This is a genomic window from Bradyrhizobium sp. 137 (genome assembly GCF_023074095.1).
Lineage (GTDB): Bacteria > Pseudomonadota > Alphaproteobacteria > Rhizobiales > Xanthobacteraceae > Bradyrhizobium.
The window spans coordinates 233,221-253,092 of sequence record NZ_JADPKU010000067.1; the positions used below are offsets into that span (position 1 = coordinate 233,221).

Sequence of the window (19,872 nt, forward strand, 5' to 3'; positions counted from 1 at the left end):
CATGCGGCGGCTATTTTCCCCGCAACTTCTCAATCAGGGGTGAAAACAAGGACGACTTTTGTTTCTTGGTCTCGCTCCGGCCGGTCAGGCGCTGGGCGATCTGAAGGAACATCTCGATCGACTTGTGATTGGCCGAGATCTCCGCAATCATCTGCCCGTTATTGGCCGCCGAGCCGAAGATCTGCGGCTCGAACGGAATCGAGGCGATCGGCTGGCTCTCGATCGCCTTGGCGAATTCCGTGGCGGCGATTTCGGGACGTTTCGGAACACCGACCTGGTTCAGGCAGTAGAGCGGCGGCCGGTCGTTGGGGCGCGAGGCCTTCAAAAGGTCGAACAGGTTCTTCGTGTTGCGCAAATTCGCCAGATCTGGCGCGGCCACGATCAGGATATCGTCCGCTCCGATCAAGGCGCGCTTGGTCCAGCCCGACCATTGGTGCGGCACGTCGAGCACGATGCAGGGCATGGTGGAGCGCAGCGTGTCGAATACGGCATCGAAAGCGTCGGAGCCGAAGTCATAGACGCGGTCGAGCGTCGCGGGCGCCGCCAGCAGGCTGAGATGGTCGGTGCATTTCGACAGCAGACGGTCGATGAAGGCTGTATCGACGCGATCGGGTGAGAACACGGCGTCGGCGATGCCCTGTGGCGGGTCCTGGTTGTAGTCCAGCCCGGCCGTGCCGAAGGCGAGGTCGAGATCGGCGACCACCGCATCCATCGCGAGATCGCGCGCGATCGCCCAGGCAACGTTGTGGGAGATGGTGGAAGCGCCGACGCCGCCCTTGGCGCCGACCACGGCGATGATGCGGCCGACTGCCTTGGCTTCGGGCGCCGAGAACAGGTTGCAGATCGAGCGCACGACGTCGATCGCGCCGACCGGCGCGAGCACGTAGTCGCTGACACCGCGGCGCACCAGCTCGCGGTAGAGCATCACGTCGTTGATGCGGCCGATCACGACCACGCGGGTGCCGGCGTCGCAGACGGTGGCAAGCTGGTCGAGCCCGCCCAGGAGATCGTTGCGGCCGTCGCTTTCGAGCACGATCACGTTTGGTGTCGGGGCGGAGCGATAGGCTTCGATCGCCGCCGCCATGCCGCCCATCTGGATCTTCAGATGGGCTTTGCCGAGACGGCGATCCTCACCGGCCGACTGCACCGCGGCAGCGGTTTCTACGGTCTCGCAGAAGGCCTGGACCGAGACACGCGGCGAGGGCGCAATATGCTCATCAACCGGCGGGGGCGGCGCCTCCGGCTGCTCTTCTTGAGGCTGGCGAGCGTAGCTGATCATTTGCCGGTGTCGCTGAGTTTGGCCTTGTCGGCTTCAGGATAGGAGACCGCCGTCGACGTTCCTTTGCGATACTTCTCGAGGAGCGTGGTGCGACGCGCCATGTAGGACGGCGTTTCAGCCCTCGGCTGCTCGAGGTCCGACGGATTGCTGACCATCGCAGCGAGGTTGCGCTGATAGGCGCAGCCGTAATTGTAATAGTCCTTGTTCTCGAACCAGCTCTTGTTCTTCATCGAGGGGCCGATGTCCTCCGGCCACAGGCCGCAGGGACCCGCGACCGCGGCGATCTTGGAGTAAGTGAGCCGGATCGGCGGCAGGAAGCGCTTGTCTTCCGGCTGATAGGGGCGAACGTTGACGCCGCGCGGCGGAACGCCGGCCGCCGCCAGCATCGCCTGGATCTCACGCATGGTATCCGCGACCGGACGCGCGTTGGGCGTGCCGGATGGCACGTCGATCCGGATCGCGCCGGTGCCCTCGTGCAGCCAGGCCGAGGCGACGCCCATCACGTCGGCGCGCTGGGCGGCGGTCAAGCCGCCGCGGGCGTGGCCGACGAAGACGACGATCGAGCGGTTCTGCTCTTCGATCGCGATCGGATGGCGCTGCTTGTAATCGTCGGGAATGGAGGCGGTGACCGCTTCGTCGTGCTGGCAGCCGCCGAGGGCGAGCGCCATGCCGACGAGCGCGCCACCGAGGCGGATGGCGCGTTTGCGAAGCTGGGGTGGTCTTGTGATCATCTTGAAGTCCCCGTTCCGCCTCAGTCGGTGATGAAGCCGTAGGTGCCGCGGTAATTTCTGGCCGGTTCGGTCCGACCGGGCACGCCGTAGATGCGGTTGATGTTGCCGATCAGCTCGGCCTGCGGATCGGAAGGCGCGGCGAAGCCGTCATCCGGCCGCGACAGATCCTTTTGCGCAACCGCGCGAACGACATAAGGCGTCACGATCACGACCAGTTCGGTCGCGTTGTTGACGAAGTCGCGGCTGCGGAACAGCGTGCCGAGGATCGGGAGCTGCATCAGCCCCGGCAGTCCGCTGACCGCCTGCTTAGTCTGCTGCTGGATCAGGCCAGCCATCGCCATCGCGCCGCCCGAGGGAATTTCCAGCGAAGTCTCGGCGCGACGGGTCCTGATCGAGGGCACCGTCAGCGAGTTCACCGACGTCGAGGTCACCGCCTGGGAGAGCGTGATCGCATTCTCGTTCGACAGTTCCGAGACTTCGGTCATCACGCGCAGGCTGATCTTGCCCTCGCTCAGAACCACAGGAGTGAAGTTGAGCGAGATGCCGAACTTCTTGAAGCTGATCTGGGTGGTACAGACATGCGTGGTCGGATCGCACGCATAGCCTGCCGGCACCGGGAATTCACCGCCGGCAATGAAGGTCGCCGACTCGCCGGAGATCGCGGTGAGATTCGGCTCGGCCAGCGTACGGATCACGCCCGCGGTCTCCATCGCGCGCAGGGTGGCCTGCACGGACGGCGTTGCGCCGAATTTCGTGGTCAGGTTGTTGCCGTCCACGAGATTGCGGCCAAGGGCCGTGAACGGGTTGGAGTTGGAGAAGCTCACCACGGAGGTGCCGTAGTTCAGGTTCGCGGAGAGGTCGATGCCGAGCTGCTTGACGATGTTGCGCTGAACTTCGGCCACCGTCACCTTCAGCATGACCTGATCGCGGCCGCGGACCACGATCGAGTTCACCACCTTGTCGGCGCCGCCGGCGAGTCGCGCGGCGAGATCATTGGCCTGCTGCGCTTCCAGCGGGTTCGCCGCCGTGCCGGTCAGGACGATGCCGTCGCCGAGACCGTCGATCTGGATGTCGGAGTTGGGCAGGATCTGCTTCAGTGCGGCCCGCACGCCGTTGAGGTCGCGCTTGACCGCGATGTCATAGGCCGCAATCTGCTGGCCGGCGGAATCAAAGAACACGATATTGGTCTGGCCGACCGAGGCGCCGATGATGTAGGCGCGCTGCGCCGAGCGGACCACCGCATTGGCGATCTTGGGGTCGGCGACCAGCACATCCTTGATGTCCCGCGGCAGATCGATGACGACAGATTTGCCGATGCCGAGCGAGAGGAAACGCGCGTTCATCTGGCCGTCGGCCGCCGCCGGCACCACGGCACGGTAGTCGGCGGCGACCACCGGGCTGAGGGCCGGGTTCAGCGTCAGCGCGAGGACGGCCGAAAACGACAGGGCGCGAACCAGTGAGGTTCGCATCGTCGCCAGATTTGCCCTGCATTTCATATCGACTGTCTTCATCGTGCTTTCGCCGTCTGACTTGGAATGCCGTAGCGAATGATCGAAACGCCGTCGCGCTTCTGCGCGGATTCGTCGAGCGTGATCTCGCTGAGCTTGACGTCGGCTATGCTGCGCAATGCCAGCGACAGCGTTCCGGCCTGGCGGGCCGACGAAAGCGCCTGGGTCTGGGCCGCATTGAGCTCCAAGGTCACGGTTTTGCCGACCACCGTGTTCTGGCCGTCCTTCTCCTTCGGCGCTTGGTCGATGGCCAGGACGCGGATGTTGGCGAGGATGATCTCGGAGGTGACAATGTCCGGGGCGCCACTGCTCTGGTCCGGGTTCTTGAGGCGGCGCGTGAGGATCACATCGACGCGGTCGTTGGGCAGGATGAAGCCGCCTGCGCCGGTCTCCGGCGAGATCTCGGTCGAGATCGCCCGCATACCGGAAGGCAGGATTGCCGCCATGAAGCCGGAGCCGTCGGCCTTGACCAGCTTCTGGTCTCGGATCGGCTCACCCTGGATGAAGGGAGCGCGCGCGATCGAGCCGGTCACCTGGGTCGCGCCTTCGGGACGCTCGTTGCGGCGGATGAAGGTGGCGCTGGCGGTCGCGGCCGGCCAAGTCTGCCATTGCACGTCGTCCGGCTTCACGGTCTGGCCGAGACCGATATCGTTCTTGGCGACCAGAACGTCGACGGTCGGAAGCTGCGCGACCGGAGCCGGAGGCGGCGCAGAACTGTCCGTGCCGCTCGCCAGGTACGCGGCGACGCCGCCGGCCCCGATGGCGACCGTCAGGACGACTATGCGTGCCCTATTCATACGCTTCACTTTCCAACAAAACGCCGCGACGCTGCCGCCGCCGTAATCGGCAGTTGACCAGCTATTCGTCAAAGCATGGTTAATGAGGCGTATCTAAATCGGCTTAACGCTCGGTTTACCCGGTGCGTTCAGCGCAGTACGAGGTGAGCGAGGTCGATCGCCTTCACCCATTCGGTCTCCGGGTAGACCATCAGCGCGCTCAGTGCGAGCGCAATTCCGTAGGGAATGCCGCTCTCCTTGGCGTGCAGCCGTGCGAGCCAGGCCTGGCCCGCCAGTCCGTAGGGCAGCGGCCATTGCCGGAACTGGAGCAGGAGCAGCGTCAGCGCCCCGCCGAACAGCGACGCGTAGAGCAGGAAGTTCATCAGATGTGCAAAGCCGAACCAGAGTGCGACTGAGGCCGCGACTTTGGCATCGCCGCCGCCGACCCAGCCCATCGCAAAGCAGGTGAAGGCCACGACCAGGAGAAGTGCGCCGGCACCGACATGGCTCAGCACCTCGTAAGGTGCCATGCCGCCGGCGAGGGCGAGGGCGAAGAAGCCTGCGACCAACGCCAGCGAGACGCGGTTCGAGATCGTCATCGTGAAGAGATCGCTCGCGGCGGCGAACGCCATGAGGGCCGGGAAGAGCAGAAGGCGCGCAAGGTCGAGGATCATGGGCTGCGTCTTGAGGCCTGGTTGTGTCGCGGAAGCTGGCGGCGCGGATGCTAGCCGGCAGTGCTAAACAAACCGACAACGGCAGCCAGGCGGCGGGGGTGGCACCGCCGCAAGCGTGCTCACCAGAGGCTGGCAATGCGCACGGCGAGGACGAGCGTCGCCAGCAGCAGCGCAAGGCAGACCCAATAGGCCGGCGAGCTGGTCTGCGACACCGCCTCGTTCGCCGCGACGGCGGCATCGGTTCTGTACTCGCGCAACGCCACTGGAACTCGCCGTCTTCAGAAAAACAAAGGCCCCGGAGGTCCGGGGCTTTTGCGGTCGCTCGTCAAGCCGCTTACTTCAGCGACGTGCTGATCGAGCCGAACTTGGTGTTCAGCGTGCTGCCGAGATTGTTGACGACGGTGATGATGGCCAGCGCGATGCCGGCGGCGATCAGACCGTATTCGATGGCGGTGGCACCGGATTCGTCCTTCGCGAAACGCGCAATCAGGTTCTTCATGAACAAAACTCCGTCTGGATGGGATCGCCTCGTTCGGCGCTGTCTTTGACGCGACGAACATGAGAGTCGAGCTCTTTCGGTAGCGTTAATTCATTCGAGCAAACCCGCTTGTGGCGCGGTGCTTTTGGCCAGAGTGAATTTCGTCTTAACGCGGCAGTTGAATTCGGTCTGTTCCAAATGCAGCGCATGCACCGCCGGCTTCACCCTCCCTTAAATCTAGCGGAGTAGGCCTAGGCGGGACCAGCAATTCGGAAGTGAGGCGACGATGTCGAGCCTGCCCATGCAAGTCGCCCTGATGCTCGGCGAGACGATCCAGAAGATGGTCCCCGTCACCCTGGTGCTCGCAGCAATCTTCACCGTGCTCGAGCATTTCTGGGCCTGCAATCCCGGCGCGCCGTGGTGGCGCAAGCGGGAGATCCTCACCGACATCTGCTACTGGTTCTTCGTGCCGGTGTTCGCCCGCACCATGCGGATCGGACTGCTGATCGTGGGCGCCGGCGTCGTCTTCAGCATCCACGATGCCGACGACCTCATCGCTTTCTACGACAACGGCCATGGCCCGCTCTCACAGCTGCCGCTATGGCTACAGGCCGTGCTGTTCCTGGTGCTGTCCGATTTCATGCTGTACTGGCTGCACCGGCTTTTCCACGACGGCGGTTTCTGGAAGTACCATGCAATTCATCATTCGTCGGAGGAGATCGGCTGGATTTCCGCGGCCCGCTTCCATCCCGTCAACCTCATGCTCGGGACGATCAGTGTCGACGTCGTGCTGCTGATGGCCGGTATCTCCCCCAACGTGATGATCTGGGTCGGTCCGTTCACCACCTTTCATTCGGCCTTCGTGCACGCCAATTTGAACTGGACCTTCGGACCGTTCAGATACGTGCTGGCGACGCCGGTATTCCACCGCTGGCACCACACCTCGCTCGAAGAGGGCGGCGACACCAACTTTGCCGGGACGTTCCCGATCTGGGACGTGCTGTTCGGCACCTTCCGGATGCCGGAGGGCAGGCTGCCGCAGGATTACGGCAAGGACGAAGCGACCATGCCGAAGGAAATCGGCGGGCAACTCGCCTATCCGTTCCGCCGTTAGCGCGGCGCCGACGATTCGGAAGCTCCCTTCAAACAATAGTCGGCGAGTTTGCGGAACGTTCACGAATTAAGGGCAGGTTAGTCGGGTCGGGCACCGGCTCCGCTGTCTGATCGTTTCTGCCGGTTTGTGACGTCCCGGGGGTAAGAGTATGCGTAAAGAGTTGCTGCGCCGTCAGGCGCGCGTCTGCCTTCTGGTTGCGGCCGCGGTGCTGGCGTCGCCTGGTGCCGGCCTTGCCGAGCCCACCGCCGATACCATCGCCGTCAATGTCGACCAGGCCAAGCTGGTACGGCTCCCCGGCAAGGTCGCGACCATCGTGGTCGGCAATCCCCTGATCGCGGACGTCACGCTCCAGCCTGGCGGCATGATCGTCGTGACCGGGAAAGGCTATGGTGCCACCAATTTCATCGCGCTCGATCGGGGCGGCGAGATCCTGGTCGACCGCCAGATCCAGGTCGAAGGTCCGAGCGACCGGCTCGTCACCGTCTATCGCGGGATCGAGCGCGAGTCATATAGCTGCCTGCCGCTTTGCCAGCGCCGCGTCACGCTCGGCGACAGCGATGCCTACTTCAACAACACGATGAACCAGGCGGGCACACTGAGCGGCAATGCCAGCGGCACGGCCGGAGCCGGCGCCAAGACCAACTAGCAGAACCGGCGAAGTTGCTCGGGCAGGATCGCCTGACCGGCCCGGACACTGGCGCCTCTCACGAGGAGTTCTTCTCTCCGCGCCTTGTTTCCGCGTGGCCTTCCTGTCTGCCTCCCTGTGCTTGGGCGTTCGCGGTTAACGCATGCTTAATGAGGCGGTCTGACCGGAGCGGATCGCCTGAAACACTTAAACAATCAGTTTTCGCTATTGAAACGGGCAGATGATTGCCGTTGCCGGGGATTTTGACGCGATGCCATCGCCTGCACCAACGAGGTTCACGCTGCTCGCCGCGCTGCGCCGGTTTCGCGGTAACCGCCGCGGCTCCGCGGTCGTCGAGTTTGCGCTGGTCGCTCCGGTGTTCTTCGCGTTGCTGTTCGCCATCATCGAGACGGCGCTGATGTTCTTCGCGGGCCAGGTGCTCGAGACCATCACGCAGAATTCCGCGCGCGTGGTTCTGACCGGGCAGGCACAATCCGGTTCAGTGACGGCCTGCACCGTCTCCGGCGTGAGCAAGCCCTGCACGCAAGCAACGTTCAAGTCCTATGTCTGTAGCCAGATTCCGGCGCTGTTCGATTGCAGCAAGCTCTATGTCGAAGTCACGAGCTTCTCGTCCTTCGCTGCGGTGACGCTGCCGACCCATATCGACGGCTCCGGAAATTTCGACACGAACACGAGCTACAGCCCGGGCGGTGCGGGCGACATCGTGGTGGTGCGGCTGTTCTATCAATGGCCGCTGTTCGTCACCGGGCTCGGCTACAACACCTCCAATCTTGCGGGCAGCAAGCGGCTGCTGGTGGCCACGGCCGCGTTCAAGAACGAGCCTTACTAAGACCAATGGATCTGGACGGAACGATGCAGACGATGTCGAGAATCTGGTGGGCGGCCCGCTGCGCCGTGGGCGAGTTCGTCGCGGACAGCAGGGCGCTCGCGGCGACCGAATTCGCGGTGATCGTGCCGCTGATGCTGGTGATGTTCTTCGGCACGGTCGAGTTCTCGTCGGCGGTGGCGATCGATCGCAAGGTGACGCTGATGGCGCGGACGCTGTCCGACCTCACCTCGCAATCGATTTCGGTCGGCGATACCGACATGACCAATTTCTTCGCGGCCTCGACCGGCGTCATGACGCCGTATCCCACCACGACGGTGTCGGCGACGATCAGCGAACTCTATGTCGACCCATCGACCCTGCAGGCGCATGTGCAGTGGAGCAAGGGATCCGCGCCGCGCACGGAGAAGTCCCCGGTCACGATTCCCACGACGCTTGCGGTCGGCGGCACCTACCTGATCTTCAGTGAGGTCAGCTACACCTACACGCCGACGATCGGTTACGTGCTCAAGAACGCGGTCACGCTGAGCGATGTTGCCTATACCCGCCCGCGCCAGTCCACCTGCGTCTATTACAGCCCGGCTACGGCCTGCACGGTCTACTGATCGCAGCGCCTCCTTCTGACATGAAAAAGGCCGTGCGTTGCGCACGGCCTTTTGATTCCTTGGCTCGCCTGAGCTGGTCCGGGGCAATATCCGGGCTATGGGCCTGGCGGGCTCAGCCTGCGGCGCGGAGGTTGTCCGCTGCCGACTTTCCGGAGCGGCGGTCGGCCACGATCTCGTAGGAGACCTTCTGGCCTTCGTGCAGCGAGCCGAGGCCGGCGCGCTCGACGGCGCTGATGTGAACGAACACGTCCTTGCCACCGTCATCGGGCTGAATGAAGCCATAACCCTTGGTCGCGTTAAACCACTTCACGGTTCCCATGCTCACTGGGGTAGTCCCTTCTAGATAGCACCATGTAAGAGCCCGCTCGCGCAGGCAGGTTAGATCGAATTTTTGGAAGGGTCGTCAGCGTGTCTGAACCGGCTGTACCGGTGGATGCTAATGTCGTCCGGCCGAAAATCGATTAATTCATTTTATCGGAATTCGGGCTTCAAAACAATCCGGACGCGCACGATTTTTTGATCCGCCGCGAGGTGCGCGGCGGATCAGCATACAGACCAGAATTTTACTTCCGCGCTGACGCGCCCGAAGGACTAACGGCGGCGGAACTGGCCGCCGCGCTGCGCTCCACCCCGCGGCGGGCCGCCGGATGTGGCGGGACGCTCGTCCTTGTGGCGGAAAATCAGTCGGCCCTTCTCGAGGTCATAGGGCGACATCTCCACCGTCACGCGGTCACCCGCGAGCGTCTTGATCCGGTTCTTCTTCATCTTGCCGGCGGTGTAAGCAACGATCTCGTGTCCGGCATCGAGCTGCACGCGGTAGCGTGCGTCGGGGAGGATTTCGGTGACCAGTCCTTCGAACTGGATCAGCTCTTCCTTAGCCATGAATTTCTCCAGGTCGTGGACGGCTAGTGCGAAAAGGGTTTGCGATTCGGTTGACCGTTCGGCCGACTCTCGCGGCGCAAAAAGGCAACGCCTTGTATCCCATCGGGCGTCCCGGCGCTATGCGCGGAACGCTGTTCCGGACGGTCGGTTAGCGACGAATGCATCTTAGCACCGGAACGGCGGCGACGAGATGCCTTCGAAGCTTTCGGGCCAGTGCCGGGCCGCCCGTCAATATGCCGTCCCTCGCCGGGGCGTCCGTCGCCCTGCTTGCCGGCGCTGTGGTGGCGCCCGTCGCCATGCCTTTCGTCGGCACGCCGCCCGTCACCCTGCCCGTGCCGTGCGCCCTGCGGACGCTGGCGGCCTGGCCGACCTTGTCGTTGCTGCGGCGGGGGAGGACCGGCATCCCGGCGACCGGCATCGGTGCGGTGGTCCTCACGCGTCAACGCAACGCGGATCAGGCGCTCGATGTCGCGGAGATAGCCGAGCTCGTCACCGCCGGCAACCAGCGAGATCGCGGTGCCGTCGGCGCCGGCGCGCGCAGTGCGGCCGATGCGGTGAACGTAAGTCTCGGGCACATTGGGCAGATCGAAATTGATGACGTGGGTGATGCCGTCGACGTCGATGCCGCGGGCGGCGATGTCGGTGGCGACCAGGGTACGGATTTCGCCCGAGCGGAACTGGCCCAGCGTTCGTTCGCGATGGTTCTGTGACTTGTTCCCATGAATGGCGCTGGCGGGGATGCCCGCCTTCTCCAGTGTCTTTACGACCTTGTCGGCGCCGTGCTTGGTGCGGGTGAAGACCAGCGCCCGGTTGACCGGTTCTTCCTTCAGCAGCTTGGCGAGGAAGGCCGGCTTGGCCGAGAAGTCGACCTGGAGGATGCGCTGGTTGATCCGTTCGGCGGTCGAGGAGACCGGGGTCACCGCGACGCGGGCGGGATCACGCAGCATAGCGTCGGCGAGCTCGGCGATGTCCTTCGGCATGGTGGCCGAGAAGAACAGCGTCTGCCGCTTGATCGGCAGCTTGGCAACGATTTTGCGGATGTCGTTGATGAAGCCCATGTCGAGCATGCGGTCGGCCTCGTCGAGCACGAGGAATTCGACGCTTGAAAGCTTCAGCCCGTTGCTCTGGACAAGATCGAGCAGGCGGCCGGGAGTGGCGACCAGAACCTCGACGCCCTGCATCAGCGAGCGGACCTGGCGGCCCATCGGCACGCCGCCGATGGCGAGTGTTGAGGACAGCCGGATGTGGCGGCCATAGGCATTGAAGCTGTCGAGGATCTGGCCGGACAGCTCGCGGGTGGGCGACAGCACCAGGACGCGGGCGGTCTTGGGCTGCGGCTTGATGCGGTTATCAAGCAGGCGATGCAGGATCGGCAGCGCGAAGGACGCGGTCTTGCCGGTGCCGGTCTGGGCAATGCCGACGACGTCGCGGCCGGTCAGTGCCAGCGGGACGGTCTGGGCCTGGATCGGGGTGGGGGTGACGTAGTTCTCTTCACGAAGAGCGCGTGCGATGGGTTCGGCGAGGCCGAAATCCTGAAACGAAGTCAAAAGAGGGGTTCTTTCCATGTCAAAGGCGGGCGCCCGGCGCATTCGGCGCGGCGCGCGCATAGGGTGTCGAGAAGACACCTGCGTGTTTGGGGTGTCGGATGGGCTTGGGAGATATGGGGCAAGCCAGAGGCCCGGAGGGGCTTAAGAACACGCAGCTCGCAACGACGGCTTGATTCGCAAGCAGTCTCGACCGTTCATATGGAACATCGTGGGGGCGCTTTCAAGGCAGGTTCGCCCCAAACGATGGTTGCGGCGCAGAAATAGTTGTGCCGGAAATTTAGCCAGGATAGACAATTTGCATATAAAATAGGCCGTCTGCCGCTTTCGCATACATTCCCACTGCCTAGGGTTTGGGCGAACAGATCGCGGCGAGACTTAGAAAACCAACCGTTTTCAGAGTAAAACCAACGGCTTGAGGGCTGTCTAGCCCATGGCATGGTTCTTGCGAATCCGTTAATCGCAGGCGGCCGTGGGGCCGTTTCGCAGCGTTTTTCACGTCTGCGTCAGGGAGATGATACACTCATGCTTAGCAAATCCACTCACGATATAGCGGCGTCATTTAGCCGCCGCGGCGTCCTCGCCGCGACCGCCGGGCTGATGCTCGGTCTGGCTTCATTGACTGGCGCCAAGGCCGCGGACGACACGATCAAGGTTGGCGTGCTTCACTCCCTTTCCGGCACCATGGCCATCAGCGAGACCACGCTGAAGGACACCATCCTCTTCCTGATCGACGAGCAGAACAAGAAGGGCGGCGTGCTCGGCAAAAAGCTCGAGGCCGTCGTCGTCGACCCCGCTTCCAATTGGCCGCTGTTCGCCGAGAAGGCGCGCGAGCTGATCACGAAGGACAAGGTCGCGGTCGTGTTCGGCTGCTGGACCTCGGTGTCGCGCAAGTCCGTGCTGCCGGTCTTCAAGGAGCTGAACAACATCCTGTTCTACCCCGTGCAGTACGAGGGCGAGGAGAGCGAGCGCAACGTATTCTACACCGGCGCTGCGCCGAACCAGCAGGCGATTCCCGCCGTCGACTATCTGATGAAGGAAGAGAAGGTGAAGCGCTGGGTGCTCGCGGGCACCGACTACGTCTATCCGCGCACCACCAACAAGATCCTGGAAGCCTATCTGAAGTCGAAGGGTGTGGCTCAGGAAGACATCATGATCAACTACACGCCGTTCGGTCACTCCGACTGGCAGACGATCGTTGCCGACATCAAGAAGTTCGGCTCGGCTGGCAAGAAGACCGCGGTGGTCTCGACCATCAACGGCGACGCCAACGTTCCCTTCTACAAGGAACTCGGCAACCAGGGCATCAAGGCCAAGGACATCCCGGTGGTCGCGTTCTCGGTGGGTGAGGAAGAGCTTGCCGGCATCGACACCAAGCCGCTGGTCGGCCATCTCGCCGCTTGGAACTACTTCCAGTCGATCAAGACCAAGGACGGGTCGAACGAGAAGTTCATCAAGGATTGGCAGGCCTACACCAAGAACCCGAAGCGCGTGACCAACGACCCGATGGAAGCGCACGTGATCGGCTTCAACATGTGGGTGAAGGCGGTCGAGAAGGTGAAGTCGACTGATCCGGACAAGGTGATCGATGCGCTTCCCGGCATCGAGGCGCCGAACTTGACCGGCGGCGTGTCGAAGATGCTGCCGAACCACCACATCACCAAGCCGGTGTTCATTGGCGAGATCAAGGGCAACGGCCAGTTCGACGTGGTCTGGAAGACCCCGGGTCTCGTTGCTGGCGATGCCTGGTCGAAGGAGCTCGACGGCTCCAAGGACCTGATCGGCGACTGGGTCGGCAAGAAGTGCGGCAACTTCAATACCAAGACCAACAAGTGCCTCGGTTCGGGCTCCTGATCCCGATCTGACGCTCCATTGCAAGATTGGAGAGGGCGGCGATCCCGCCGCCTTCTCCACCCATTTCCGCCGGGGTCATTCACAGTGCCAGCCCATTTGTCCGCCCGTCTCCGTTCGCTCCTGCTCTCGTTGTTCCTGATCTCGTTCGCGCTGCCGGCCTTCGCCGGTCCGTTCGAGGATGCGGTCGCAAAATTCGCCAACGACGATTTTTCCGATACGGAAGAGGCGATCGGCGCGGTCGCAAGCAGCGGCAACCCGCTGGCATTGCCGATCATCAGCGCGCTTCAAGACGGCCGCCTCATGGCCGATCCAGATAGCAAGAAGGTCTATGTTACCGGCGCCGACGGCAAGTCGATCGATGCCGCGACCGGCCAAGCGGTGACCAGCATTCCCGACAGCGCGAGCGCGGTTCGCCTCAACAACCGTCTGCGCCGCAGCGTCGATGCCGCGGTCGGCGGCCTCACGCTGCAGTCGCCGGATGTCGGAACGCGCCTCCAGGCCGCGCAATCCGTGTTCAAGTCGCATGAGGAGACCGCACTCGAAGCCGTCGATGGCGCCCTCGCTAAGGAAACCAACCGATCCGTCAAGGCTGCGCTAGGCGAAGCCCGGGCGGCCATCCTGCTGTTCAAGTCGGACGCCACCGAGGTCGAGAAGCTGGAGGCCGTCGCCACGCTCAAGGCGCGCGGCGATCAGGAGGCGCTGGCGCTGCTCACCGGCATGGGCGACCAGCCGGCCTCGGTGACCAAGGCTGCCGCGAGCGCGATCGGCTCGATCCAAAGCTCGCTTGCGGTCTGGTCGATGGTGCAGAACGCCTGGTACGGCCTCTCACTCGGCTCGGTGCTGCTGCTCGCTGCGATCGGGCTCGCCATCACCTTCGGCGTGATGGGCGTCATCAACATGGCGCATGGCGAGATGGTGATGATCGGGGCCTACACCACCTTCGTGGTGCAGGAGGTGATCCGTACCCGCTATCCCGCCCTGTTCGACTATTCGCTGCTGATTGCCGTGCCGCTCGCCTTTCTCGTCGCCGGCGCCATCGGCGTCCTGATCGAGCGCAGCATCATCCGCTTTCTCTACGGCCGTCCGCTGGAGACGCTGCTGGCGACCTGGGGCCTGTCGCTGGTGTTGCAGCAGGCGGTGCGCACCATGTTCGGCCCGACCAACCGCGAGGTCGGCAATCCCTCCTGGATGAGCGGCGCGTTCGAACTCGGCCAGATCACTATCACGTATAACCGGCTCTGGATCCTCTGCTTCACGCTGGCCGTGTTCGCGATCCTGCTCGCGATGCTGCGCTACACCGCGCTTGGCCTGGAGATGCGCGCGGTGACGCAGAACCGCCGCATGGCGGCCTCGATGGGCATCGCCACCTCGCGCGTCGATGCGCTCACCTTCGGGCTCGGCTCGGGCATCGCCGGCATTGCAGGCGTGGCATTGTCGCAGATCGACAATGTCAGCCCCAATCTCGGCCAGAGCTACATCATCGATAGTTTCATGGTCGTGGTGTTCGGCGGCGTGGGCAATCTCTGGGGCACCCTGGTCGGCGCCTTCACGCTCGGCATCGCCAACAAATTCCTGGAGCCGGTCGCAGGCGCCGTGCTCGGCAAAATCGCCATCCTGGTTCTGATCATCCTGTTCATCCAAAAACGGCCGCGCGGCTTGTTCGCGCTCAAGGGCCGTGCGGTGGAAGCATGACCCCTCACATGCTGACGCGATCGCTGGACCGCAGCGCGACGATTTTCCTCGCCGTCGTCGCGGCCTGCGGCATCCTCATCCCGCTCTCCAACCTGCTGCTGCCTGCGGGGTCGTTCCTTCAGGTGCCGACCTATCTCGTCGCGCTCTGGGGCAAATATGTCTGCTACGCCATCCTCGCGCTCGCGATCGACTTGATCTGGGGCTATTGCGGCATCCTCTCGCTCGGCCACGGCGCCTTCTTCGCACTCGGCGGCTACGCCATGGGCATGTATCTGATGCGACAGATCGGCACCCGCGGCGTCTACGGCAATCCGATCCTGCCCGACTTCATGGTGTTCCTGAACTGGCAGAAGCTGCCCTGGTACTGGTACGGCTTCGACATGTTCTGGTTTGCGGCGCTGATGGTGCTGGTCGTGCCGGGCCTTCTCGCCTTTTGCTTCGGCTGGCTCGCCTTCCGCTCCCGCGTCACAGGCGTATATCTGTCGATCATCACGCAGGCGATGACCTATGCGCTGCTGCTCGCCTTCTTCCGCAACGATTTCGGCTTCGGCGGCAACAACGGCCTGACCGACTTCAAGGACATCCTCGGCTTCAACGTGCAGGCGGAGGGCACGCGCGCCGCATTGTTCGCGCTGAGCTGCCTGGCGCTGATCGTCGGCTTCCTGATCTGCCGGGCCATCGTCTCCTCCAAGCTAGGCAAGGTGCTGATTGCGGTGCGTGACGCGGAATCGCGGACGCGCTTCCTCGGCTACCGCGTCGAATCCTACAAACTGTTCGTGTTCACGGTGTCGGCCTGCATGGCCGGCGTCGCCGGCGCGCTCTACGTGCCGCAGGTCGGCATCATCAATCCATCCGAATTTGCGCCGGGCAATTCGATCGAGGCGGTGATCTGGGTTGCGGTCGGCGGCCGCGGCACACTGGTCGGCGCGGCGCTCGGCGCCGTCGTCGTCAATTACGCCAAGACCTTCTTCACCTCCGGCGTGCTCGCGCCGTACTGGCTGTTCATGCTGGGTGCGTTGTTCATCCTGGTGACGCTGCTGCTGCCGAAGGGCATCGTCGGCACCTTCAACGCCTGGTGGGACTCATCGAAGGAAAAGCGCACCGCCGCGGCCATTGCGAGCGCTGCGGCCGAAGACGGCGTCACCGAACCCAAGATGGCGGAGTAGCGCGATGAACGTCATGGATACCCGCGCCACCTCCGCGATGCTCTATCTCGACGGCGTGCACGTCTCGTTCGACGGCTTCCGCGCCATCAACAACCTGTCGCTGACGCTCGAGCCCGGCGAGATGCGCGCCATCATCGGCCCGAACGGCGCCGGCAAGACCACGATGATGGACATCATCACGGGCAAGACCAAGCCGGACGAGGGCACTGTGCTGTTCGACGGGATCACCGATCTGACGCGGCTGGATGAGACCCATATCGCCGAGCTCGGCATCGGCCGCAAATTCCAGAAGCCGACCGTGTTCGAGAGCCAGAGCGTGCAGGACAATCTCCTGCTCGCGCTCAATGTCGATCACTCGGTCCGCGGCACGCTGTTCTGGCGCGGCAGCAAAGCGGAGTCCGAGCGCATCGACAAGGTGCTGGAGACGATCCGGCTCACCGACGCCCGCAACCGTCTCGCCGGCAGCCTCAGCCATGGCCAGAAGCAGTGGCTCGAGATCGGCATGCTGCTCGCGCAGGACCCAAAGCTGCTCCTCGTCGACGAACCGGTCGCCGGGATGACAGACGTCGAGACGCATCTCACCGCCGAGCTGCTGAAAGAGATCAACAAGACCCACACCGTGATGGTGGTCGAGCACGACATGACCTTCGTGCGCGAGCTCGGGGTCAAGGTCACCTGCCTGCATGAAGGCACCGTGCTGGCGGAAGGCACCATCGACCAGGTCTCGTCCAACGAGCGGGTCATCGAAGTCTATCTGGGACGCTGAGCGATGCTTGAGGTCAAGGACATCAACCTGTTCTACGGTGCGGCGCAGGCGCTGCGCGGCGTCTCGATCTCGGCGGAGCCGGGCAAGGTGACTTGCGTGCTCGGCCGCAACGGCGTCGGCAAGACCTCACTCTTGCGCGCCATGATCGGGCAATATCCGATCTCCTCGGGCGCGATCGTGCTCGACGGCACAGACATCACTGGCCTGAAGCCCTACGAGCGCGCGCGCAGGGGCATCGGCTTCGTGCCGCAGGGCCGCGAGATCTTTCCGTTGCTCACCGTCGAGGAGAACCTCAAGACCGGCTTCGGCCCGCTCAAGCGCGAGGACAAGCACATTCCGGACGACGTGTTCTCGCTATTCCCGGTGCTGCAATCCATGCTCGGACGGCGCGGTGGCGACCTCTCCGGCGGTCAGCAGCAGCAGCTCGCGATCGGGCGCGCGCTGGTGATGCGGCCAAAGCTGCTGCTGCTCGACGAGCCGACCGAGGGCATCCAGCCGTCGATCATCAAGGACATCGGCCGCGCCATCTCCTACCTGCGCAACCTCGGCAACATTGCGATCGTGCTGGTCGAACAATATCTCGACTTTGCTTGCGAACTCGGCGACAGTTTCGCGGTGATGGATCGCGGCGCGGTGAAGTTCACCTGCGACCGCTCCAATCTCGACGCGAGCGAAATCAGCCGCCAGATGGCGCTGTAGGCCATTCTGCCGCGACCGGCTGGGGAGGCGGATGCGCAGCGACGTTTCAGTCACATCAACCGTTTTCGAGGCGAACCGTGCCCGCGGCGCGGTGCGCTTCGATGTTCAGGCGCGCGACGGCGTGACGCGGCGTGGCACGTTGCATGAAAGCGGCTCGCTGCGCGTGCGCTTTCCGTCGCCAGAAGGCGAGGGGCTGTCTGGCGTGTTCGTCAACACGGCCGGCGGGGTCGCTGGCGGCGATCGCTTCGACATTGAGATCACGGCCGCTGATGCTGCGCGGCTGACGCTGACTACTGCGGCCGCAGAAAAGGTCTATCGTGCGCCGGGACAGGCGGCCGAGCTCAATATCGCGCTGAAGGTCGGCGCAGGCGCGCATCTGTCCTGGCTGCCTCAGGAGACCATCCTGTTCGATCGCGCCCGTGTCCATCGCCGCTTCGACATCGCGCTCGATGAGACGGCTTCGCTTCTGCTCTGCGAGATCGTGGTGTTCGGTCGCACCGCCATGGGCGAGCGGATGGAGCAGGGCGAGTTTGTCGATCGCTGGCGGCTCTCTCGCGGCGGCAAGCTGGTGTTCGCCGAAACCATCAGGCTCGACGGCAATATCGGCGCAAAACTCGGCCGATCTGCCGTTGCCAAAGATGGCGCCGCGATCGGCACGGCCCTGATCCTGCCTGGAGACGAGGCCCTGGTTGAGCGCCTGCGCGAAGCATCGGACTCGTTCGCGGGCGAGGTCGGGATATCCGCCTGGAATGGCTTTGCAACGGCGCGGTTCTGTGCCCAAGATGCGGCGCGTTTGCGCGCTGACATGATGGCGGTGCTGGCGCGCACCGGCGCCGTGCTGCCGCGGCTGTGGTTGAATTGACGTGTTGAACGGAAGAGATTTCGCATGAACCTGTCTCCCCGCGAAAAGGACAAGCTTCTGATCTCGATGGCCGCCATCGTGGCGCGCCGCCGGCTGGACCGCGGCGTCAAGCTCAACCATCCCGAGGCGGTCGCGATCATCTCCGATTTTATCCTCGAAGGCGCCCGTGACGGCCGCACCGTCGCCGAACTGATGCAATCCGGCGCGCAGGTGCTGACCCGCGATCAGGTGATGCCGGGAATTCCGGAGATGATCCACGATATCCAGGTCGAGGCGACCTTTCCGGACGGCACCAAGCTCGTCACCGTCCACGAGCCGATCAGGTAGGAGCAGACATGATCCCCGGCGAACTCTTCATCCAGGACGGCGAGATCGAGCTTAATGCTGGCCGCAAGACCGTGACGCTGACAGTCGCCAACACCGGCGACCGTCCGATCCAGGTCGGCTCGCACTACCATTTTTTTGAAACCAACCCGGCGTTGAAGTTCGACCGCAGACGCGCCCGCGGCATGCGCCTCGACATCGCGGCCGGCACCGCCGTCCGCTTCGAGCCGGGCCAGACTCGCGACGTCCAGCTCGTCGCCATGGCCGGCAAGAAGACGATCTACGGTTTTCGTGGCGAGGTGATGGGGAAGCTGTGAGTGCAATAACGGCGAGCGCAGCGCGACGCGATTGAGGCGAGTGCAGTGATCCACGGTGAGGTGAGCGCAACTGTCGCGCTCCCTCCCCCCTTGCGGGGGAGGGTCGGGGAGGGGGGTATGCCACACGACGAGGTCTCCCGGTCGCAAAGAACCCGTGCCAAGCAATTGCGGCGGGCGATGACGCGCGCGGAGACGCTTCTCTGGCGCCATCTTAAAGCTCACCGTTTGGCTCGCCTCGGGTTTCGCCGTCAAGCTCCAATGGGTGATTACATTGCCGATTTCGTTGCGCATTCCTGCAAGCTCGTCGTCGAGGTCGACGGTGAAAGCCACGAATTCGCGGCGCGCATACGTCACGATGAGGTGCGCGACGAGTGGTTCGCGTCGCGCGGATATCGCGTGTTGCGCTTCACCAATAACGACGTAATGAAGAACCTGGAGGGAGTGGTTCTCGCCATCCTTCAGGCAGCGGAGCCCGGAGCACCCCCCTCCCTAGCCCTCCCCCGCAAGGGGGGAGGGAACGGAGACAGCGGTGTATCTGATGGCGCCGAGGAGGCCTAAGCCATGCTCTCACCCGTCCGCCTCGTCTCCGAAGCTGCCGAATTCGCCGCGCGCCGCCACAACGGCATGGCGCGCAAGGGGCGCGGCAACGAGCCCTATATCAATCATCTTGCCGAGGTCGCGAACCTGCTTGCGACCGCGACCGATGGAGCCGATGCCGAGCTGGTGGCGGCCGGATGGTTGCATGATTCCATCGAGGACACCGACACCACGCGCGAGGAGCTCGCGCAGAGATTCTCCGAGCGTGTCGCCGCCCTCGTCGCGGAATGCACCGACGACAGGAGTCTGCCGAAAGCCGAGCGACGGCGTCGGCAGGTGATGGACGCGCCAAAAAAATCCGTCGGCGCGAAGCTGATCAAGATTGCCGACAAGATCAGCAATACAGGGGCGCGCATTCAAACCGATTTGAGTGTCGAGGAGCGCGACGAACTCGTCGATTACGTTGAGTGGGCCACGCAAGTCGTTGCGGGCTGCCGCGGCGGCAACGCGTGGCTCGACGAGAAGTTCGACGATGCCGTGAAAGCAGCGAGGGCCGTGCTGTGACCGACCAGTTATTCAAACGCATACGGGG

The 19,872-nt window shown here is 63.7% G+C and carries 24 protein-coding genes; 14 read left to right on the forward strand and 10 right to left on the reverse strand.

Annotation, left to right across the window (positions count from 1 at the left end; genetic code table 11):
• Positions 1-10: 10 nt before the first annotated feature.
• The 7 genes from IVA78_RS22175 to IVA78_RS22205 form a co-directional block, all read right to left on the reverse strand.
• Positions 11-1,279, reverse strand: a complete 1,269-nt coding sequence (locus tag IVA78_RS22175) for an AAA family ATPase (RefSeq protein ID WP_247277838.1) — start codon at positions 1,277-1,279, stop codon at positions 11-13.
• The gene (locus IVA78_RS22180; RefSeq protein WP_247467880.1) at positions 1,276-2,010 is read right to left on the reverse strand and encodes a CpaD family pilus assembly protein; all 735 of its coding nucleotides are present in this window, start codon (positions 2,008-2,010) and stop codon (positions 1,276-1,278) included. Before IVA78_RS22180 ends, IVA78_RS22175 begins: the two co-directional genes overlap by 4 nt.
• A gap of 20 nt (positions 2,011-2,030) precedes the next feature.
• Entirely contained in the window at positions 2,031-3,506 is a 1,476-nt protein-coding gene (locus IVA78_RS22185; RefSeq protein ID WP_247468068.1) for a type II and III secretion system protein family protein, read from the reverse strand.
• 11 nt (positions 3,507-3,517) lie between these two features.
• Entirely contained in the window at positions 3,518-4,315 is a 798-nt protein-coding gene (gene cpaB / locus IVA78_RS22190; RefSeq protein WP_247467883.1) for a Flp pilus assembly protein CpaB, read from the reverse strand.
• A 128-nt stretch (positions 4,316-4,443) separates the two neighbouring features.
• Positions 4,444-4,968 (reverse strand): prepilin peptidase, encoded by a 525-nt coding sequence (locus tag IVA78_RS22195; RefSeq protein WP_247467887.1) that lies wholly within the window; start codon positions 4,966-4,968, stop codon positions 4,444-4,446.
• Between the two features lie 119 nt (positions 4,969-5,087).
• On the reverse strand, positions 5,088-5,225 hold the full coding sequence (locus IVA78_RS22200; RefSeq protein ID WP_247277941.1) for a hypothetical protein: 138 nt from the start codon (positions 5,223-5,225) through the stop codon (positions 5,088-5,090).
• A gap of 77 nt (positions 5,226-5,302) precedes the next feature.
• Positions 5,303-5,467 (reverse strand): Flp family type IVb pilin, encoded by a 165-nt coding sequence (locus IVA78_RS22205; RefSeq protein WP_129274995.1) that lies wholly within the window; start codon positions 5,465-5,467, stop codon positions 5,303-5,305.
• 265 nt (positions 5,468-5,732) lie between these two features.
• Here IVA78_RS22205 and IVA78_RS22210 point away from each other — a divergent pair, with 265 nt between their 5' ends.
• The 4 genes from IVA78_RS22210 (at position 5,733) to IVA78_RS22225 (ending at position 8,637) form a co-directional block, all read left to right on the forward strand.
• Positions 5,733-6,560, forward strand: coding sequence for a sterol desaturase family protein (locus IVA78_RS22210; protein ID WP_247304839.1), 828 nt, complete (start codon positions 5,733-5,735; stop codon positions 6,558-6,560).
• A 148-nt stretch (positions 6,561-6,708) separates the two neighbouring features.
• A complete protein-coding gene (locus tag IVA78_RS22215) occupies positions 6,709-7,206 on the forward strand; it encodes a pilus assembly protein N-terminal domain-containing protein (protein WP_247304836.1) in 498 nt (165 codons plus the stop codon).
• 250 nt (positions 7,207-7,456) lie between these two features.
• Entirely contained in the window at positions 7,457-8,035 is a 579-nt protein-coding gene (locus IVA78_RS22220; protein WP_247467890.1) for a TadE/TadG family type IV pilus assembly protein, read from the forward strand.
• A 23-nt stretch (positions 8,036-8,058) separates the two neighbouring features.
• On the forward strand, positions 8,059-8,637 hold the full coding sequence (locus tag IVA78_RS22225) for a TadE/TadG family type IV pilus assembly protein (protein WP_247277831.1): 579 nt from the start codon (positions 8,059-8,061) through the stop codon (positions 8,635-8,637).
• A 112-nt stretch (positions 8,638-8,749) separates the two neighbouring features.
• Here the strand turns inward: IVA78_RS22225 and IVA78_RS22230 are convergent, their stop codons facing one another.
• The 3 genes from IVA78_RS22230 to IVA78_RS22240 all read right to left on the reverse strand — a co-directional run bounded on the left by IVA78_RS22230 (position 8,750) and on the right by IVA78_RS22240 (position 11,108).
• Positions 8,750-8,962 carry a cold-shock protein gene (locus IVA78_RS22230; RefSeq protein ID WP_247277830.1) on the reverse strand — a complete coding sequence of 71 codons (213 nt, stop codon included), beginning with the start codon at positions 8,960-8,962 and terminating at the stop codon, positions 8,750-8,752.
• 266 nt (positions 8,963-9,228) lie between these two features.
• Positions 9,229-9,519 carry a translation initiation factor IF-1 gene (gene infA, locus IVA78_RS22235; RefSeq protein WP_011084263.1) on the reverse strand — a complete coding sequence of 97 codons (291 nt, stop codon included), beginning with the start codon at positions 9,517-9,519 and terminating at the stop codon, positions 9,229-9,231.
• Between the two features lie 23 nt (positions 9,520-9,542).
• The gene (locus IVA78_RS22240) at positions 9,543-11,108 is read right to left on the reverse strand and encodes a DEAD/DEAH box helicase (RefSeq protein WP_247467893.1); all 1,566 of its coding nucleotides are present in this window, start codon (positions 11,106-11,108) and stop codon (positions 9,543-9,545) included.
• A gap of 480 nt (positions 11,109-11,588) precedes the next feature.
• Between IVA78_RS22240 and urtA the strand changes: the two genes are divergently transcribed.
• From urtA to IVA78_RS22290, 10 genes are all read left to right on the forward strand, one after another.
• Positions 11,589-12,917 carry an urea ABC transporter substrate-binding protein gene (gene urtA / locus IVA78_RS22245; protein WP_247277828.1) on the forward strand — a complete coding sequence of 443 codons (1,329 nt, stop codon included), beginning with the start codon at positions 11,589-11,591 and terminating at the stop codon, positions 12,915-12,917.
• 84 nt (positions 12,918-13,001) lie between these two features.
• Positions 13,002-14,609: an urea ABC transporter permease subunit UrtB gene (urtB, locus tag IVA78_RS22250; RefSeq protein WP_247467898.1), complete on the forward strand. Its 1,608-nt coding sequence runs from the start codon at positions 13,002-13,004 to the stop codon at positions 14,607-14,609.
• The gene (gene urtC, locus IVA78_RS22255; protein ID WP_247467901.1) at positions 14,606-15,775 is read left to right on the forward strand and encodes an urea ABC transporter permease subunit UrtC; all 1,170 of its coding nucleotides are present in this window, start codon (positions 14,606-14,608) and stop codon (positions 15,773-15,775) included. Before urtB ends, urtC begins: the two co-directional genes overlap by 4 nt.
• 4 nt (positions 15,776-15,779) lie before the next feature.
• Complete coding sequence (urtD, locus tag IVA78_RS22260; protein WP_247467904.1) at positions 15,780-16,541, forward strand: urea ABC transporter ATP-binding protein UrtD; 762 nt, start codon at positions 15,780-15,782, stop codon at positions 16,539-16,541.
• A gap of 3 nt (positions 16,542-16,544) precedes the next feature.
• Complete coding sequence (gene urtE, locus IVA78_RS22265) at positions 16,545-17,240, forward strand: urea ABC transporter ATP-binding subunit UrtE (protein ID WP_247467907.1); 696 nt, start codon at positions 16,545-16,547, stop codon at positions 17,238-17,240.
• A gap of 31 nt (positions 17,241-17,271) precedes the next feature.
• Positions 17,272-18,102, forward strand: coding sequence for an urease accessory protein UreD (locus IVA78_RS22270; RefSeq protein WP_247467911.1), 831 nt, complete (start codon positions 17,272-17,274; stop codon positions 18,100-18,102).
• A gap of 24 nt (positions 18,103-18,126) precedes the next feature.
• Complete coding sequence (locus tag IVA78_RS22275) at positions 18,127-18,429, forward strand: urease subunit gamma (RefSeq protein ID WP_027553946.1); 303 nt, start codon at positions 18,127-18,129, stop codon at positions 18,427-18,429.
• Positions 18,430-18,437: 8 nt separating this feature from the next.
• Positions 18,438-18,743: an urease subunit beta gene (locus tag IVA78_RS22280; RefSeq protein WP_247467913.1), complete on the forward strand. Its 306-nt coding sequence runs from the start codon at positions 18,438-18,440 to the stop codon at positions 18,741-18,743.
• A 117-nt stretch (positions 18,744-18,860) separates the two neighbouring features.
• A complete protein-coding gene (locus IVA78_RS22285; RefSeq protein WP_247467916.1) occupies positions 18,861-19,301 on the forward strand; it encodes an endonuclease domain-containing protein in 441 nt (146 codons plus the stop codon).
• Positions 19,302-19,304: 3 nt separating this feature from the next.
• Entirely contained in the window at positions 19,305-19,844 is a 540-nt protein-coding gene (locus IVA78_RS22290; RefSeq protein ID WP_247467919.1) for an HD domain-containing protein, read from the forward strand.
• Positions 19,845-19,872 lie beyond the last annotated feature (28 nt).